Origin of the sequence: Streptomyces sp. NPDC050842 (assembly GCF_044456565.1) — a bacterium.
In the GTDB taxonomy this organism is placed as follows: Bacteria; Actinomycetota; Actinomycetes; order Streptomycetales; family Streptomycetaceae; genus Streptomyces.
Genome location: NZ_JBITGA010000007.1, coordinates 69,135 through 83,275, shown reverse-complemented (window position 1 = coordinate 83,275; position 14,141 = coordinate 69,135). Strand labels below are relative to the sequence as shown.

Below are 14,141 nucleotides of genomic sequence, written 5' to 3'. Positions count from 1 at the left end.
TCAGCGGGTCCGGCGGCCCGGCAGGCGCAGGGACGCCAGGGTGGTCAGGGTGAGGAAGGCGGCGCTGATCAGGAGGCTCGTGTGGAGGGCCGTCTCCATGCCGGCCATGTCGTGGGCCGCCAGTGAGCCGAAGACCGCGATCGCGAGCGCGCCCGCCGTCTGGCGGATCGCGTTGAGCAGGCCCGCCGCCGTGCCCGCGCGTTCCGCCGGCACCGCCTCCATCATCGAGGCGATCAGCGGCGGCAGCGAGAAGCCCGCGCCCAGCGCCAGCGGCACCAGCAGCAGGGCCTGGGCCGGGAGGGAGGAGTCCGCGTCCACGGTGAGCAGGCCGAGCAGGCCGGCCACCGCGACCGCCTGGCCGACCACGATCGGCAGCCTCGCCCCGTACCGGGCCGCGGCCTTCGCCGACAGGAGGTTCACCCCGGCGAGCAGCCCCGTCATCGGCAGGAACATCAGCCCCGCGCCCAGCGCCGAGAGCCCGAGCACCTGCTGGAAGAAGAGGCTGAAGACGAAGATCATCCCGTAGAAGGCCACGCTGTTCGCCGCGCCCGCCGTCACCGCCACCGCCACCGTCGTGTTCCGGAAGAGCCCCAGCGGCACCATCGGACGGCTCCGCCGCGCCTCGATCAGTAGGAAGGCGGCCAGGGAGACGGCCGCGACCCCCAGTGCCCACCAGGCCTCCGTACCGCCCTCGATGGCCGCGAAGGTCAGCGCGCCGACCGTCGTCGTCGCCGTCAGCTGCCCCGGCAGGTCGAGCGGCGCGGGCCGCGGCTCCGAGCGTGCCACCCGGGTCAGCAGCGCGAGCGCGAGAAGCCCGAGCGGCAGGTTGACGAAGAAGATCCCGCGCCAGCTCCAGGCCGTCGTCAGGGCCCCGCCCACGACAGGGCCGAGTGCCACCGCGACCGTCCCGCCCGCCGCCCACAGCGACACCGCCCGCGCCCGCCGCCCCGGATCGCCGTAGGCCTCGCGCACCAGGGCGAGCGAGGCCGGCAGCATCACGGCCGCCGCCGCGCCCTGCACCGCCCGGGCGGCGAGCAGCGAGGGGAGGCCGGGGGCCAGACCGCAGGCGGCCGACGCGACGGTGAAGACGACGACCCCGACCCCGTACGCCCGGGCCGCCCCGAAGCGGTCGGCGAGCGCCCCGCTGGACAGCAGGAGCGCGGCGAACACCAGCGTGTACGCGTCGACCACCCACTGGAGACCGGTCATGCCCGTGCCCAGGTCGGCGCCGATCGCCGGCAGGGCGACGTTGACCACAGAGGTGTCGAGGGTGATGAGGGCGAAGCCGAGCGTCGCGGCGGCCAGGGCCGGAGCCGGACCGGGGGAGGGGGCTCCGTCAGGGGTGCCGCGCCGGGCGGCGAGGGCTTCGGTGAGATCGGTCGATGACATGTCCCCACCTTCGTGACCGGCGCGGACGTAGAGTAGTGGCCCGAATGCCATATGCCCGGAGGTTCTGGCCATGTCGATCACAGGCGCCGTCCCGCGCGTCCAGCGCGTCGCCGTGATCGCCGCCCCGCCCGTCTCCCTGTTCAACCTGGCCATTCCCGAGATGCTGTTCGGGAAGGTCGAGATCGACGGCCGGCCCGGGTACGAGACGGTCATCTGCGCCCCCGACCCCGGTCCCGTCACCACCACCGGCGGCCTCGACCTGCTCGTCCCGCACGGCCTCGACGCCGTGGACGCCGCCGACACCGTGGTCCTCGCGGGCAGCGGCTCGTACACGGACCCCGACCCCCGCATCCTCGACGCGCTGCGCCGTGCCGCCGCCGCGGGCAAGCGGATCGCCTCCATCTGCACCGGCGCCTTCGCGCTCGCCGAGGCCGGGCTGCTCGACGGCCGGGCGGCGACGACGTACTGGGCGTACCGGGAGCTGCTCGCCGAGCGCCACCCGGCCGTCGACCTCCAGGACGACGTCCTCTTCGTCCAGGACGGCCCCCTCCTCACCTCCTCCGGATACGCGGCGGGCATCGACCTCTGCCTCCACGTCATCCGCACCGACCACGGCGCCGCCGTCGCCAACACCGTCGCCCGTCTCGCCCTCGTCGCACCCGTACGGCCCGGCGGCCAGACCCAGTTCACCCAGACCCCACTGCCGCCCGAGCGCGGGATCTCCTTCGCCGACACGCGCGCGTGGGCCATGGGGCGCCTCGACGAACCGCTCACGCTCACCGACCTCGCCCGGCACGCCGGGACCTCCGTCCGCACCCTCTCGCGCCGCTTCCACGCCGAGACCGGGGTCAGCCCGCTCCAATGGCTGCTCCACCAGCGCGTCGAGCGGGCCAAGGAGCTCCTGGAGGCCACCTCCCTCGGCATGGAGCAGGTCGCCCGCGCGAGCGGCCTCGGCACGGGGGACTCGCTCCGGCAGCACCTGCTGCGGCGCACCGGCCTCACCCCGAGCGCGTACCGGGCCTCCTTCAGCCGCCTGGCCACCCGGACCGGGCTCCCCGGAACCGGCGCGCGCGCCGCCGCGTCCTGAACGTTCATGATCCGATACGCGACCGCCGCCGATCTCGACGCCGTCACCGCCCTCCACGCCGAGGCCCGGGCCACGTACTACCGCGGCCACCTCCCCGAGTCCGCCTACGCCGGCCCCGACGAGCTGGCCCGCTCCCGGACCGGCTGGACGGGCGCGATCGACCGCGGGGCCGTGCTGTGCGCCGAGCTGGACGGGGAGGTCGCCGGGATCGCCGCCTACGGCGAGCGCGACGGCGTGATGTTCCTCAGCCAGCTGCACGTGACCCCCGCCCACTGGCGCCGGGGCGTCGGCAGCGCCCTCCACACGGCCTGCGTCGAGGCCTGGCAGGCCGCCGGAGTGACCACCGCCGTCCTGGAGGTCTTCGAGGAGAACGAACGAGCCCAGGCCTTCTACGCGGCCCAGGGCTGGGCCCCCGACCCGGTCTCCCCGCACTCCGGCAACCACCTCGTGCTCCGCCTCACACTGGCGCCCGAAGCGGAATGAACCGGACCGGTGGGGGCGTTCCCGTCGACGAACACCCCACCGGCAACCCCTCGGAGAGAAGTCCCATGCGCGTCGAGATCTGGTCCGACATCGCCTGCCCCTGGTGTTACGTAGGCAAGGCCCGCTTCGAGAAGGGCCTCGCGGCCTTCGCCCACCGGGACGACGTCGAGGTCGTGCACCGCTCCTTCGAGCTGGACCCGCACCGCGCCAAGGGCGACACCGGCCCGGTCCTGGAGATGCTGGCGAAGAAGTACGGCCGGACCCTCGACGAGGCCCGCGCCATGGAGCAGCACGTCGCCGACAACGCGCACGCCGAGGGCCTCGGCTACCGCACCGACGGCCGCGACCACGGCAACACCTTCGACATCCACCGGCTGCTCCACCTCGCCAAGGCGCGCGGCCGGCAGAGCGAGCTGCTCGACCTGGCCTACCGCGCCAACTTCGCCGAGGAGCGCTCCGTCTTCGACGCCGAGACCCTGGCGACGCTCGGCGTCGAGGCCGGTCTCGACGAGGCCGAGGTCCGGGCGGTCCTCGCCGACGACTCGGCCTACGCCGACGCCGTACGGGAGGACGAGCGCGAGGCCGCCGAACTCGGCGCCAACAGCGTGCCGTTCTTCGTCCTCGACCGCCGCTACGGCGTCTCCGGCGGTCAGCCCGCCGAGGTCTTCACCCAGGCCCTGGAGCAGGCCTGGCAGGGCCGCGTACTCCAGCCCGTCGTCGACGCCGGCGCGGACGCCTGCGGCCCGGACGGCTGCGAGGTCCCGCAGGCCTGACCGGTGCCAGCGCACCCAGTCTGACCTGCGCGGATAAGGGCGTCTTGGAGCTTCCCCACGGTCGAATCGCCATTGACGGGTGATCGTGGGGAATCCAGGGTGGGGACATGGATTCCCTGCATCAGCCGCTCGGCGGCGCCGAGTTCGCGCCCAAGAAGACCTATCTGAACACCTCCGCCTGCGGGTTGCTGCCCCGCCGGACGATCGACGCCGTCACGCTCCTCGCGGAGGAGACCGCCGACGGCCGCGCCGACGGCGCGGGCAGCTTCGCGATCGTCGAGGAGGCCCGGGCGGCCTTCGCGCGGCTCGCCCACGTCCCGCACGAGCGCGTCTCCGTCGGCAGCTCCGTCGCCGTGCACTGCGGAATGATCGCCCAGTCGATGCCCGCGGGCTCCGAGATCCTCTTCCCCGAGGGCGACTTCTCCTCCGTCCTCACCCCGTTCACGATCCGCGGCGACCTCAAGACCCGCTTCGTGCCCCTGGAGCAGCTCGCCGAGTCCGTCCGCCCCGAGACCGCGCTCGTCGCCTTCTCCGCCGTGCAGTCGGCGGACGGCCGCACGGCCGACTTCGCGGCGGTACGGGCCGCGGCGGCCGCCCACGGAGCCCGCACCCTCCTGGACGCCACGCAGTCGGCCGGCTGGCTGCCCCTGCACGCGGGGGAGTGGGACTACACGGTCACCGGTGCCTACAAGTACCTGCTCTGCCCGCGCGGGGCGTCCTTCCTCACCGTCACCGAGGAGGCGCAGGACTCGCTGCTCGCGATCCACGCCAACTGGGTCACGGGCGAGGAGCTGTGGGTGAACAGCTACGGCCCGGTCCGCGAACTGGCCCGCTCCGCACGCCGCTTCGACGAGCCTGCGGCCTTCCTCTCGTACCACGGGGCGGCCCGCTCGCTCGCGCTGCTCGAAGAGATCGGCATCGACCGGATCGAGGCCCACGACAAGGGGCTCGCGGCCCGCTTCCGCGCCGGACTCGTCGAGCTCGGCCACGCGCCGGTCATGGACGACTCGACGGTCGTCGCGATCCCCGGCCTCGGCGACCGGGCGGACGCGCTGCGCGACGCCGACGTGCTGCTCTCCGACCGCGCGGGCAACCTGCGGGCCTCGTTCCACCTCTACAACACGGCGGCGGACGTCGACCGCGTCCTGGACGTCCTGGCGGGCTGAGCCCTCCGCGAGACCCGGCGCCCCGCCTCCGCCGTCAGCAGCTCTTCGGCAGCGGCGGGCAGTCGCCCTCCTCGCCCGCCTCCTCGTACAGGTTCTCCGCGACGAGACCGAGCAGGCGGGCCAGCTCCGCCCGGTCGGCCTGGGCGAGCCCGCCCAGAGACAAGTCCTCCAGGCCCTTCCAGGCGCCCTCGACCCCGGTTCGCAGCGCCAGGCCCTTGTCCGTCACCTCGACGAGGACCGCGCGCCGGTCGGCGGGGTCCGGTCGGCGGCGGACGTGACCGCACTGCTCCAGGCGCTGGAGCATCTTCGTCACCGTCGAGGGGTCGAGCCCGAGCGACTGGATCAGCTCCGACTGGCGGACCGGCCCGGAGTCCCACAGGCGCATCATCATCAGCTCCTGCCCCGGGTAGAGGCCGAGCTCCCGCAGCCGCCGCCCCATGGCGATCCGGTGCATCCGGGCGACCCGCGCCAGAGTGTGGCTGACAGGCCCGCCGCGCGCGGCGTCCGGCAGCGGTTCGCCGCACACACCGGTGGGCGCCGCGGCGCGGGGCTCGGTACAGACGGGGTCGGTACAGGCGGGGTCGGTTCCGGACATCAGGGCTCCTCGGGACGGCTCTCCCAGAAGATTACCTTGGTCGGCCAATGAATGGGTTACAGTGGCAACGGCCCCATTAGTTGGCCGACCACATAATGATGTGAGGGAACCGCCATGACCACCGCTTTCGACCCCGTCGACCTTGCCGGCATCCGTCTCGCCAACCGCATCGCCATGGCCCCCATGACCCGCAGCCGGGCCGAGAGCGAGAGCCGCACCCCCACCGCCCTCGTCGCCGAGTACTACGCCCAGCGCGCCTCGGCCGGCCTCATCATCACCGAGGGCGTCCAGCCGACCGCCATCGGTCAGGGCTACCCCAGCACCCCCGGCCTGCACAGCGCCGAGCAGATCGCCGCCTGGCGCCAGGTCACCGACGGCGTCCACGAGCGCGGCGGCCGGATCTTCGTCCAGGTGATGCACGCCGGCCGGATCAGCCACCCCCAGGTCCTCGGCGACGGCCTCCACCCCGTCGGCCCGTCCCCGGTCGCCCCGGCCGGACAGCTCTTCGCCGGCTCCGGACTCATCGACTTCGTCGCCCCGCGCGAACTCACCGCCGACGAGGTACGGGAGACGATCGCCGGCTTCGCCACCGCCGCCCGCAACGCGGTGGAGGCCGGCTTCGACGGCGTCGAGATCCACGGCGCCAACGGCTACCTGGTCTCGCAGTTCCTCTCCACCAACTCCAACCTGCGCACCGACGAATGGGGCGGCCCGGTCGAGAACCGCATCCGCTTCGCCGTCGAGGTCGTCAAGGCCGTCGCCACCGAGATCGGCCCCGAGCGCACCGGCCTGCGCATCTCCCCGGCCAACACCTACAACGACATCGCCGAGACCGACACCGAGGACATCTACCCCGCCCTCGTCGAGGCGATCGACCCGATCGGCATCGCCTACCTGCACGTCACGGAGCCCGCGCCCGAGGTCCGCGAGCTGACCCTCGCCCTGCGCAAGGCCTTCTCCGGCACCTTCATCCTGAACCCGGCCGGCGAGGGCCCGACCGGCCCCGACGCCCTGGCCCTCGTCGAGGACGGCACCGCCGACCTCGTCGCCTACGGGGCACTGTTCCTCGCCAACCCCGACCTGCCCGCCCGCCTCAGGGCCGGCGGCCCGTACAACACCCCGGACACCGCCACGTACTTCGGCGGCGACCACCGCGGCTACACCGACTACCCCGCGCTGTAAGGGATGCCACGCACGACGAAGGGCGGGGTCCGGTCGCCGGACCCCGCCCTCCTTTCCGTACGCGCTCCTACTTCCAGGCCTCCGTGACCGCGCGCCGCGCGGCCTCCAGATCCACCGGGCGGCCCGTGTCGCCGAGCGCGGCGCCCAGCGCCGCGAGCGAGGCCTGCACGGCGCCCGGAGTCGCGTCCACCCCGTAGTGGTTGACCCGGATCATCTTCTTCGCCAGCGCCCCGCCGCCCGCGATCAGCGGCAGCGACGGATCCGCGGAGAGGGCCCTCGCGACCAGCTCCGAGGCGTCCACCCCGGCCGGCACGCGCAGCGTCGTCGCGACCGGGGCCGCGTCCTTCGCCTCGTACACGTACGGCTTCAGACCGCCGCCCAGCGCCAGCGCACCCGCCCGGGTCGCCGCCGCGGCCGAGGCGTGCCGCGCCATCAGCGCGTCCAGACCCTCCGCCTCGATCCGCTCGACGCAGGCCTCGAGGGCGAGCATCTCCAGCTGCGCCGGAGCGTGCAGCAGCGCCTTCCGGCCGCCGTCGATCCACCGCTCCTTCCAGTCCAGGAGGGAGAGGTACGAGCGACGGGGCGCGGCCGGGTTCGCGGCGAACCGCTCCCAGGCCCGCGCGCTCACCGAGACCGCCGAGACGCCCGCCGGGCCGCCCATCGCCTTCTGCGCGCCGATGATGCACATGTCCACGCCCCACGCGTCCGGCAGCACCGGCTCCGCGCCGATCGACGCCACCGCGTCCAGGTAGAACAGCGCGCCGTGCGCCCGGACGACCTCGCCGATCTCCGCGACCGGGTTGGTGTTCCCGGTCGCCGCCTCCGCGTGGACGAGCGACACGAAGTCGATCTCCGGGTGCTCGGCGAGCGCCCGCTCCACCTGAGCGGCCGTCACCGCCGTGTGGAAGGGCACCTCCAGGTCGACCACGGTCGCCCCGCAGTCCCGCAGCCAGTTGCCGAAGGTCTGCCCGTACGGACCGGTGACGACGTTCAGCGCGGTCGAACCGGCCCGCGCCCCGCTGCGGATGCACCCCTCCAGGGGAAGCAGCGCCTCGCCCTGGGTGATCACCACGTCCTGCTCCGTGGAGAGCAGCGTGGCCACCCGCCGCTCGATCGACGCGAAATGCGCGGCGGTCAGCGGGGCCAGGTCCAGGAGCGGATGTGTCACGGTCACGTCGGTGCCTCTTCGACTCGGTGCGGTGCGGGCGGAACTCCCGATCAGGGTACCGACGGACGGTCCGCTCGCTCCTTGGCCCACCTGTACAAAAGGGATCTTCGTCCTGATGCAACCGTCAAGGGACATCAGCTGTCCAACAGGACGACGGACCGGGCACGGGCGGGCATCGGCGTCGCCTCCTTCGGCGGGCCCCACCTGGACGCCCGCTACGGGAGCGCGATCGACGAGTGCCCCCCTCGACCGGGGGTCCCGGCCCGGGCGCCCGCCCTCGTACAGTGCAGACATGAGCGATCACGCGGTGCTGCATGTGAAGGGGCGGGTGCTCGTCGGCCCTGAGGACGTACGGGACGAACTCTGGTGCGTCGACGGGCGGATCACCTACGACCGGCCCGCCGCCGAGGCGGTGACCGTCGAGGGTTGGGCGCTGCCCGGCCTGGTCGACGCCCACTGCCACGTCGGACTCGACCGGCACGGCCCGGTCGACGAGGCCACCAGCGAGAAGCAGGCCCTCACCGACCGGGACGCGGGCACGCTCCTGATCCGGGACGCCGGTTCGCCCTCCGACACCCGCTGGATCGACGAGCGCGAGGACCTCCCGAAGATCATCCGCGCCGGCCGGCACATCGCCCGCACCCGCCGCTACATCCGCAACTACGCCCACGAGATCGAGCCCGCCGACCTCGTCGCGTACGTCGGCCGCGAGGCCCGGCGCGGCGACGGCTGGGTCAAGCTCGTCGGCGACTGGATCGACCGCGACGCGGGCGACCTCACCGCCTGCTGGCCGCGCCCCGAGGTCGAGGCGGCCATCGCCGAGGCGCACCGGCTCGGCGCCCGGGTCACGGCGCACTGCTTCGCCGAGGACTCCCTCCGCGACCTCGTCGAGGCGGGCATCGACTGCATCGAGCACGCCACCGGCCTCACCGAGGACACGATCCCGCTCTTCGCCGAGCGGGGCGTCGCCATCGTCCCGACCCTGGTGAACATCGCGACGTTCCCGCATCTCGCCGACGGCGGCCAGGAGAAGTTCCCGCGCTGGTCGGCCCATATGCGCAGGCTGTACGAGCGGCGGTACGACACCGTCCGCGCCGCCTTCGACGCCGGCGTCCCCGTCTTCGTCGGCACCGACGCGGGCGGCTCCCTCGCCCACGGCCTCGTCGCCGAGGAGGTCGAGGAACTGACCCGCGCCGGCATCCCGCCGATCGACGCGCTCTCGGCCACGGCCTGGGGCGCCAGGGCCTGGCTCGGCCGCCCGTCGCTGGAGGAGGGCGCCCCCGCCGACCTCGTCGTCTACGGCGAGGACCCGCGCGCGGACGTCCGCGTCCTCGCGGCGCCGCGGCGGGTCGTCGTCAACGGCCGGGTGGTCGGCTGACCGCCCGGCCGTTGACCGGGGCCGGTCAACGGCCGGGCGGCGGGCCGGTCAGCGGCCTGTCGGCGGCCGGTCGGCGGCCGGTCAGCGGGTGAGGAACGCGAGCCGCGCCTTCTTCTCCGGGATGAAGACCTCCGGCAGGTCCACCTCGGGCAGCACGACCTCCGGGCCGAGCTCGAAGCCGACGCGGACCATCCGGGCGATCGCCTTCTCGTTGGTGGCGTCGGGCTCGACGACGACCCGGGAGTGGCCCCGCAGCGAGAAGTCGACGAGGGCGCCGACGAGTCCGGCGGTGAAGCCGGAGCGGGGGGTCGCGCTCGGCGCGATCAGGAAGTGGACGCCGATGTCGCCGGGCTCCACCGTGTAGCACTCGCTGACCCGGTCCGCCTCGGGGTCGTACGTCTGGAACAGCGCGACGGGCTCCCCGTCCAGGTCGACCAGGAAGCCGTGGTGGGTGGTGAGCGAGTCCAGGTGCGCGTAGATGTCCCGGACCTGCTCGACGGTGGTCCCGCCCATGCCCCAGAACCGGGCGCGCTCCTCGTTGACCCAGCCGTGCAGGAGCGGGGCGTCGCGGTCGGGGTCGACGGGCCGGATCGTGACGGTGCCGAAGCCCTCGACGCTCTGGACGTGTACGGCGGTGGTCATCCCTGCTCCTTGGTGAGGTACTGCCAGTCGGTCGTGACGGGGGCCAGCTCGCCCCGCAGCCACAGGGGAAGCTGGTCGCGGTGGTGCGGGTCGCCGGGCACCCCGGACGCCCCGAACGGCACGATCCAGCCGCTCCGGTCGCGGTCGGCGAGGTCCCAGACGTAGCGGGCGGCGGAGGCGCGGGCGCTGCGGTCGGTCCAGCCGGGCACGCTCGACGTGGACAGGACGCAGTCGTGGTCCCCGGCGAGCCCCGGCCACTGCGCGTCGTCGGCGTCGGGGAGCGCCTGCCAGGGCGCGAGGCGGTGGGTCACGCCCCAGGCGGCGGGCGGCTCACCGGCCCCGACTTCCTCAAGGGCCTCGCGGACGATCCGGTCGACGTCCCCGGCCGGCACGGGACCGGCCGTGAGCAGCGTCTCCAGGGCGTAGGCGACCCGGGGTCCGAGGGCCAGCCAGGGGCGGAACAGCTCGGGGTACGGGGCGGGTTCGCGCAGCGTAGTGAAGGCCGCGTGCCCGGCGAGCCGCCGCACGACGGCGCCGCGCACGGCCGCGTACAGGCCCGCGTCGGTGCTCTCCGCCGCCATCCGCCGGTCCCAGCCGAGCAGCCGCTCGCGCACGGCGGAAGCGTCGGGGGAGAGGCTCTCGGCCGCCCGCTCCACCGCCGCGAGGAGGCGGGCGGCCGAGGGGTTGTCGGTGTCGGTGTGGACGGCGGTCGTGGACTCCGGGGTCCACTCCGCCGAGGCGTCGAGGAGCTCGCCGATGCGGGCGGCCCGGTGCGGCGGGGCGAACTCGACGCCGAGGGGGGCGGCGAGCCCCCGGGCGTTGGCCATGACGGCGTGGCCGCGGACCTCGGCGCGGGGCAGCGGCGCGGGCGCGGGCTCCCAGTCGTGCGCGGGGTCCCAGGCGGGTACGAGACGCAGGGAGTTGGCCCGGTTCCGTACGGGTACGTGGCCGGCGACCCGGTGCAGCAGCCCGCCCCGGGTGTCGGCGGCCTGCACGACGTTCACGGGCTCGACCCAGCCGTCGAGGGCGGCGTCCACATCGGCGACGGTCCGGGCGCGCAGCAGCGCGGGCAGGGTCCCGAAGCCGAGCTCCCCGGTGACCCGGGGCGGGTAGCGCAGGCTCACGGCCTCCCACTCGGAGGAACCGCCGGCGGGCTCGCCGTCCGCCCCGATGATCACGGGCCCCCGGTCCGTCTCCACCACCTCGACGACGACGGGTTCACCGCCCGCGACCTCGATCGTCTCCGTGTGCGTCGCCGCCGGGCGCCACCCCTCGGGGCCGAAGGCCTCGACGCCGCCGCCGGGCAGCCGGCGGAGCCGCTCCCGGTACAGGTCCTGGTAGTCGGCCATGGCGTTGGTGATCGCCCAGGCCACCGAGCCGGTGTGGCCGAAGTGGGCGAGCCCGGGGACGCCGGGCACGGCGATGCCCACGACGTCGTAGGCGGGGCAGGCGAGCCGGATCTGCTGGTAGACGCCCGGCGCCTCGATGAACCGGTGCGGGTCGCCGGCCACCAGGGCGGCGCCGCTCGCGGTCCGCTCGCCGGACACCACCCAGCCGTTGGAGCCCGCGGTGCCGGGGCCGTCCGTCGCGAAGAGCTCCGTCCACTCCTCACCGAGCCGGGTGGCGACCTGCTCACGCCACAGCTTGGTGGGGAAGCCGGCGAAGAGGATGTGGGTGGAGAGCCAGACGGCGAGCGGGGTCCACGGCTCCCACCGCCCGGGTACGAGACCGGTCTCCGCGAACTCGGGTGCCCGCAGGGCCCCGTCCGCCAGGCCGTCGTTGACCCCGTCCACGTACGCCCGGACCCACGCGGCCGTCGGCGCGTCGGAGGCTTCGAGCCGCGCGTAGCAGCGGCGGGCGGTGTCGGCGAGCCGGGCCCGCCGGGCGAAGGCGTCCCAGCCGAGCTCGGCGGCACCGAGGAAGGCGGCCGTCGTGCCCTGGGCCCGGTGCCGCTCGACCTCCAGCTGCCAGGCGCGGTCGCGGGCGGTGACCCGCCCCTGGGCGAAGGCGAGTTCCTCCGGGTCCGTGGCGCGCAGATGAGGGACGCCCCAGGCGTCCCGGTAGACCTCGATGCTCACGGAGAACCCCGATCCCGTCCGTATCTTTTTCAGAACCTTAGGTTAGGCTGACCTAAGTAACTTACAGGAGTCCAGGGGAGGAGATCACGGTGGGGCATGGCTGGCAGGGGGCGGTCCTCAAGCTGTTTCGGGGGAAGGACTTCACCTTCACGGTGACGGGGGCCGAGCAGGTCACCGAGGACTACCGCAGGGTGCACTTCACGGACGGCGGCCTGCTCGCCGCGGCCGGCATCCACCCGACGATGTGGGTGCGCCTCTGGTTCGACGACGCGGGCAAGCCGCACCAGCGCGCGTACACCCTGGTCGACCCCGACCTGGCCGCGGGCACCTTCAGTCTCGAATTCGCCCTCCACGACGGCATCGCCAGCCGCTGGGCCCGCACCTGCGCCCCCGGAGACACCGTGGAGGCCACGCTCCAGGGCACCGGCTTCGACGCGCCCGACCCGCTCCCCGCGCGGCTGCTCGTGGTCGGCGACCCGGCCTCCCTGCCGGCCGTCAACTCCCTGCTCGACGCGCTCCCCGGAGTTCCCGCCACCGTCTGGTTCGAGACGCAGCACGCCTCCGACGACGAGCTGCCGGTCCGGCTCGACCCCGCGCACCACGAGCTGCGCCGGGTCCCGCGCCAGGGCGGCGGCCCCGACCTCGTCGCCCGGGTGAAGGCCGAGCTGCCCGAGCTCGCGGACGCCGCCTCGTACGTCTGGATCGCCTGCGACACGGCGACGACCCGCACGCTCGCCGCGTACGCCCGCAAGGAGCTCGCCCTTCCCAAGGAGCGTGTCCACGCGCTCGGGTACTGGCGCGCGAGCTGATCGAGCTCCAGGGCGTGGCGTTGACGATCCGTTACCCCGGGCGGTAGCGGGTCGTTCTCACTTTCTCCCGCGCGGCCCCGCACGCACCCGTCGGTGCCCGCATGCGCCCGCTCGTACGAAAGACGCGGGACGTGGCGGGACGGTTGTGTCGAGAAAAATCGAAAATGAACACGGAAACCCCCCTTTGGAGTGAACTCACGCCAGGCGACTGTCGGTTCACTCTCCGTGCGTAAAGATTCCGGTGTCTCAAGTCGCCGAGGCCGCGCCGACCCACCGTCCCCGTGGTGAGCGGCCGGCGACGCCATGTCTCTTGTGGGGGTTCCACCATCTTGAACAGCAACACCTTCCGCGCGCCCGTACGCCGCACCGCCGCCGCCGCGACCGTCGCCGCCCTGGCCGTCGGCCCCGTGCTCCTCGCGGCCCCGGCGGCGCACGCCACGGGCGGCGAAGGGCGTGCCACCGCCGTCGTCCTGCGCGCCGGCCTCGACGTCTCCCTCCTCGGCGAGACGGTGAAGGTGCCGGTGCGCACCTCGCTCAACGAGGTCAAGGCGCCCGAGACCGAGAGCGAGACCGCGCTCACCGTGAAGGTGCAGGGGGCCGAGGGCGGAAAGCCGATCGACATCCTCGCCGCCGACGTCGCCACCTCCAAGGCCACCGTGGACGAGGCGAAGGCCGAGGGATACGTGAACCTGGTCAAGGCGCAGGTCCACGTCCCCGGCATTCCGCTGCTCTCCCTCATCGAGGTCGAGAAGGTCACCGCCAAAGCCCTGTGCGAGGTGGGGAAGGAGCCGGTCGCCGAGTCCAACGTCCTCGGGCACGTGACCGTCTTCGGCAAGAAGACCACCCTCTCCACCGCCGGCCGGACCCAGGTGACCGTGCCCGGCATCGGCCAGGTCACCCTGGACCTCTCCCGCACCTCCACCACCTCCCGCACCGCGGCGGCGACGGCTCTCGAACTCACGGTGAAGGTCGACCCGCTGCAGCTGGGCGTGGCCAAGGTCAACGGCACCGTGACGCTCGCCGAGGCGACCTGCGAGACGCCCGAGGGCCCGGCGCCGACGAAGGAGCCCACCCAGGAGCCCACGGAGCAGCCCACCGAGCGGCCGACGGAGCAGCCCACCCAGGAGCCCAGCGAGCGGCCCTCCGAGCAGCCCACGCAGAAGCCCACCGTCGAGCCCGGCAGCGACGGCGGCGTGAAGACCAACAACGGCGGCACCACCCCGACCGAGAACCTCGCCGAGACCGGTGGCAGCTCCTCCACCACGTACATCGCGGCGGGCGCCCTCGCCCTCCTGGTGGCCGGCGGCGGCGCGCTCGCGGTCACCCGCTCGCGTGCCCGCTCGCGCGGCTGACGGCCCGAGGGGGAGGCGCCGGGGGGTGCCGGAAGGGTA

General features: G+C 74.0%; 13 protein-coding genes. 8 read left to right on the top strand and 5 right to left on the bottom strand.

Annotated features, from left to right (window positions below; genetic code table 11):
* A complete protein-coding gene (locus ACIBG6_RS24075; protein ID WP_399224614.1) occupies window positions 1-1,389 on the bottom strand; it encodes an MFS transporter in 1,389 nt (462 codons plus the stop codon).
* A gap of 70 nt (window positions 1,390-1,459) precedes the next feature.
* Between ACIBG6_RS24075 and ACIBG6_RS24070 the strand changes: the two genes are divergently transcribed.
* From ACIBG6_RS24070 to ACIBG6_RS24055, 4 genes are all read left to right on the top strand, one after another.
* On the top strand, window positions 1,460-2,476 hold the full coding sequence (locus ACIBG6_RS24070) for a GlxA family transcriptional regulator (protein WP_399224612.1): 1,017 nt from the start codon (window positions 1,460-1,462) through the stop codon (window positions 2,474-2,476).
* Between the two features lie 6 nt (window positions 2,477-2,482).
* On the top strand, window positions 2,483-2,959 hold the full coding sequence (locus tag ACIBG6_RS24065; protein ID WP_399224610.1) for a GNAT family N-acetyltransferase: 477 nt from the start codon (window positions 2,483-2,485) through the stop codon (window positions 2,957-2,959).
* A 65-nt stretch (window positions 2,960-3,024) separates the two neighbouring features.
* The gene (locus tag ACIBG6_RS24060; protein ID WP_399224609.1) at window positions 3,025-3,732 is read left to right on the top strand and encodes a DsbA family oxidoreductase; all 708 of its coding nucleotides are present in this window, start codon (window positions 3,025-3,027) and stop codon (window positions 3,730-3,732) included.
* Between the two features lie 107 nt (window positions 3,733-3,839).
* On the top strand, window positions 3,840-4,898 hold the full coding sequence (locus ACIBG6_RS24055) for an aminotransferase class V-fold PLP-dependent enzyme (RefSeq protein WP_399224607.1): 1,059 nt from the start codon (window positions 3,840-3,842) through the stop codon (window positions 4,896-4,898).
* A 34-nt stretch (window positions 4,899-4,932) separates the two neighbouring features.
* Here the strand turns inward: ACIBG6_RS24055 and ACIBG6_RS24050 are convergent, their stop codons facing one another.
* Entirely contained in the window at window positions 4,933-5,493 is a 561-nt protein-coding gene (locus ACIBG6_RS24050; protein ID WP_399224606.1) for a MarR family winged helix-turn-helix transcriptional regulator, read from the bottom strand.
* Between the two features lie 114 nt (window positions 5,494-5,607).
* Between ACIBG6_RS24050 and ACIBG6_RS24045 the strand changes: the two genes are divergently transcribed.
* The gene (locus ACIBG6_RS24045; RefSeq protein WP_399224605.1) at window positions 5,608-6,675 is read left to right on the top strand and encodes an alkene reductase; all 1,068 of its coding nucleotides are present in this window, start codon (window positions 5,608-5,610) and stop codon (window positions 6,673-6,675) included.
* 67 nt (window positions 6,676-6,742) lie between these two features.
* On the opposite strand, the gene ACIBG6_RS24040 is transcribed toward ACIBG6_RS24045, so the two are convergent.
* Window positions 6,743-7,843 carry a pyridoxal-phosphate-dependent aminotransferase family protein gene (locus tag ACIBG6_RS24040; protein ID WP_399225023.1) on the bottom strand — a complete coding sequence of 367 codons (1,101 nt, stop codon included), beginning with the start codon at window positions 7,841-7,843 and terminating at the stop codon, window positions 6,743-6,745.
* Between the two features lie 292 nt (window positions 7,844-8,135).
* Between ACIBG6_RS24040 and ACIBG6_RS24035 the strand changes: the two genes are divergently transcribed.
* Window positions 8,136-9,221, top strand: a complete 1,086-nt coding sequence (locus ACIBG6_RS24035; protein ID WP_317594128.1) for an amidohydrolase family protein — start codon at window positions 8,136-8,138, stop codon at window positions 9,219-9,221.
* A gap of 81 nt (window positions 9,222-9,302) precedes the next feature.
* Here the strand turns inward: ACIBG6_RS24035 and ACIBG6_RS24030 are convergent, their stop codons facing one another.
* Both ACIBG6_RS24030 and ACIBG6_RS24025 read right to left on the bottom strand, forming a co-directional pair.
* The gene (locus ACIBG6_RS24030) at window positions 9,303-9,863 is read right to left on the bottom strand and encodes a GNAT family N-acetyltransferase (protein ID WP_399224604.1); all 561 of its coding nucleotides are present in this window, start codon (window positions 9,861-9,863) and stop codon (window positions 9,303-9,305) included.
* Window positions 9,860-11,941, bottom strand: a complete 2,082-nt coding sequence (locus ACIBG6_RS24025; RefSeq protein ID WP_399224603.1) for a penicillin acylase family protein — start codon at window positions 11,939-11,941, stop codon at window positions 9,860-9,862. The genes ACIBG6_RS24030 and ACIBG6_RS24025 overlap by 4 nt, the downstream gene beginning before the upstream one ends.
* An 89-nt stretch (window positions 11,942-12,030) precedes the next feature.
* Between ACIBG6_RS24025 and ACIBG6_RS24020 the strand changes: the two genes are divergently transcribed.
* Together ACIBG6_RS24020 and ACIBG6_RS24015 are read left to right on the top strand one after the other, a co-directional pair.
* Entirely contained in the window at window positions 12,031-12,750 is a 720-nt protein-coding gene (locus ACIBG6_RS24020; protein ID WP_399224602.1) for a siderophore-interacting protein, read from the top strand.
* A 329-nt stretch (window positions 12,751-13,079) separates the two neighbouring features.
* Window positions 13,080-14,102: an SCO1860 family LAETG-anchored protein gene (locus tag ACIBG6_RS24015; RefSeq protein WP_399224601.1), complete on the top strand. Its 1,023-nt coding sequence runs from the start codon at window positions 13,080-13,082 to the stop codon at window positions 14,100-14,102.
* Window positions 14,103-14,141 lie beyond the last annotated feature (39 nt).